At 69.5% G+C, this 2,687-nt stretch carries 3 protein-coding genes; 2 read left to right on the top strand and 1 reads right to left on the bottom strand.

Going from position 1 to position 2,687, the window contains the following annotated elements:
- Window positions 1–516: hypothetical protein (locus tag ACI379_RS05765; RefSeq protein ID WP_439791122.1), on the top strand; the 516-nt coding region annotated here is incomplete at its 5' end.
- Between the two features lie 21 nt (window positions 517–537).
- Here ACI379_RS05765 and ACI379_RS05770 read toward each other — a convergent pair.
- Complete coding sequence (locus ACI379_RS05770; RefSeq protein WP_439791123.1) at window positions 538–1,365, bottom strand: NAD(P)-binding domain-containing protein; 828 nt, start codon at window positions 1,363–1,365, stop codon at window positions 538–540.
- Between the two features lie 294 nt (window positions 1,366–1,659).
- Here ACI379_RS05770 and ACI379_RS05775 point away from each other — a divergent pair.
- Window positions 1,660–2,687: Hsp70 family protein (locus ACI379_RS05775; protein WP_439791124.1), on the top strand; the 1,028-nt coding region annotated here is incomplete at its 3' end.

Raw genomic sequence — 2,687 nt, forward strand, 5'->3', positions numbered from 1 at the left:
GAGACCTTGCGCATCAAGCCGCTCGAGCCGCTGCTCGACGTCGAGCCCGACCGGAACGGAGAGGACCCGGCCCAGTGCCGCTGCACGACCAGCGACTGGGCGGCCTCGTGGCCGGGCGCGGAGGACGACGTGGTCTGGTACGACGACGACTGGCGTCTGCTGCAGGCCGGCGACAAGCTGCCGACGTTCCTGATGCTCCAGCCCCGTCGCCACGTCGACCTGCACGAGGTGCCCGACGACCTGGCGGCGCGGATGGGGCAGCTGATCGTCGCCCTGACCGCCGCCGTCGAGACGCTGCCCAGCGTCGGTCGGTGCCACGTCATGAAGATCGGCGACGGCGGTGCCCACCTGCACTGGTTCTTCATCGGCCGGCCCGCGCGGATCGGCCAGTTCCGCGGCTCGCCGCTGCTGGACTGGGAGGAGAACCTTCCCTCCGTGCCGCGGGAGGTGCTGGACGCGAACGCCGCGGCGGTCGTCGCCGACCTCGTACGCCGGGTCGGTGGGACCGCCGCCTGATCCGTCCCATCCGCGAGGGCCTCAGGCCAGGACGGCCTCGGGGCCGGCGTACTCCAGCATCTGCTCGGCGTCGAGCCGGGCGCGGCCGTGGCGTCCCTGCACGGCGTTGAACCGGCCGCCGATCTCGACGTCGGCCGAGCGGTCGATCCCGCCCACCAGCCAGGGCAACCACCCGGTAGCGGCCAGGTACGGGCGTACGACCTCGGCGGTGGTGGTCGAGTCGGCTACGAAGGGCAGCACGGCGAGCGGGTCCTGGTCGGCGCTCTCGTTGATGAAGGCGGTGGCGAGGTTCGAGAAGGCCTTCGCGTGGCCGACACCCCCGGGCAGCAGCGTCGCGACGAACTGGCCGGCCGAGCCCTCGGCGGGCTGGCGCATCACGATGCCGCTGGGGGTCACGTCGAGCGGGTTCGAGACGTCGAGCAGGACCTTGCCGACCAGGGCCTCGCCGAGTGAACCGATCACCTGGCGCTGCGGGGCGTCCCACAGGGTCGAGAGCACGACGAGCTCGTTGCCGACCACCGCGGAGGCCAGGTCGGGGGCAACGGTCACCTCGGCACCACGAGCCGCGGACCGTACGACGCGGGCCGCAGCCTCTGCCTTGGCGGCACGGTGGTGGAACAGGGTCACGTCGGTGCCGTGGGAGGCGAACAGGGACGCGATGGCGGTGCCGTGGCGGCCGGGGCCGATGAGAGTGATGGCGTGCGCGCGGGGCGCAGGGGGTGCGTCATGCGAACGGCGGTGGCGGGGGCCTGCGTCATGCGTACGGCCGCCGCGGGGGCGTGCGTCGTGCTTACGGTCGCTGTGGGAGCTTCCGTCATGCGTAGGGCTTCTGCGGGGGCCTTCCGTCATCCGGATCCGCACCTATTGGTGCGCTTTCGCATGACGCAGGCCCGGGTGGCGCGGCCTTCGTATGACGCAAGCCCTGCGCCCCGGCCTTCGTATGACGCAGACCGGGGCCAGTGGCGCGACGCACAAGAAATCTCCCGCTCCCGGGAATGAGCACCGCCGACCTTGCGTTGTACCCCATGAGTGAAGTTGAGTCGATCGCACTCAACTAACTTGAATCATCATCCTTCCCGTCGCAGAATGGGACCACACAGACTCCCCGGCGAGGGCCGGGTCGTATCAATGGAGGTAGCTCACATGGCACGTGCCGTAGGCATCGACCTCGGGACGACCAACAGCGTCGTCGCCGTTCTGGAGGGTGGAGAGCCCACCGTCATCGCGAACGCCGAGGGCGCTCGCACCACCCCGTCCGTCGTCGCTTTCGCGAAGTCCGGCGAGGTCCTCGTCGGCGAGGTCGCCAAGCGCCAGGCCGTCACCAACGTCGACCGCACCATCCGCTCGGTGAAGCGTCACATGGGTGAGGACTGGAAGGTCGACATCGACGGCAAGGCGTTCACCCCGCAGCAGATCAGCGCGTTCGTGCTGCAGAAGCTCAAGCGCGACGCCGAGGCGTACCTGGGTGAGACCGTCACCGAGGCCGTCATCACGGTCCCGGCGTACTTCTCCGACGCCCAGCGCCAGGCGACCAAGGAGGCCGGCGAGATCGCGGGCCTCAAGGTCTCCCGCATCGTCAACGAGCCCACCGCGGCCGCGCTCGCGTACGGCCTCGACAAGGGCGACGACCAGACGATCCTCGTCTTCGACCTCGGTGGCGGCACGTTCGACGTGTCCCTGCTCGAGATCGGTGAGGGCGTCGTCGAGGTCAAGGCGACCTCCGGTGACAACCACCTCGGTGGTGACGACTGGGACAACCGCGTCGTCGAGTGGATGGTGGACAAGTTCAAGGCCGCCAACAACGTCGACCTGGGCGCCGACAAGATCGCCAAGCAGCGCCTCCAGGAGGCCGCCGAGAAGGCCAAGATCGAACTGTCCTCCTCGTCGGAGACGCAGATCCACCTGCCGTACATCACGCACGGCGAGTCGGGCCCGCTGCACTTCGAGGAGAAGCTGACCCGCGCCGAGTTCCAGCGGATCACCTCCGACCTGCTCGAGCGCACCAAGGCGCCGTTCAAGAACGTGCTCAAGGACGCCGGCGTCCCCGTCTCCGACATCGACCACGTGGTCCTCGTCGGTGGCTCGACCCGCATGCCTGCCGTGACCGACGTGGTCAAGGAGCTGCTCGGCGGCAAGGAGCCCAACAAGGGCGTCAACCCCGACGAGGTCGT

Source organism: Nocardioides sp., assembly GCF_051876515.1.
In the GTDB taxonomy this organism is placed as follows: domain Bacteria; phylum Actinomycetota; class Actinomycetes; order Propionibacteriales; family Nocardioidaceae; genus Nocardioides.

What these genes read in the sequence shown, in the direction of transcription:
- ACI379_RS05770 (WP_439791123.1), bottom strand. Translation starts at nt 1,365, where the DNA reads ATGACGGAAGGCCCCCGCAGAAGCCCTACGCATGACGGAAGCTCCCAC.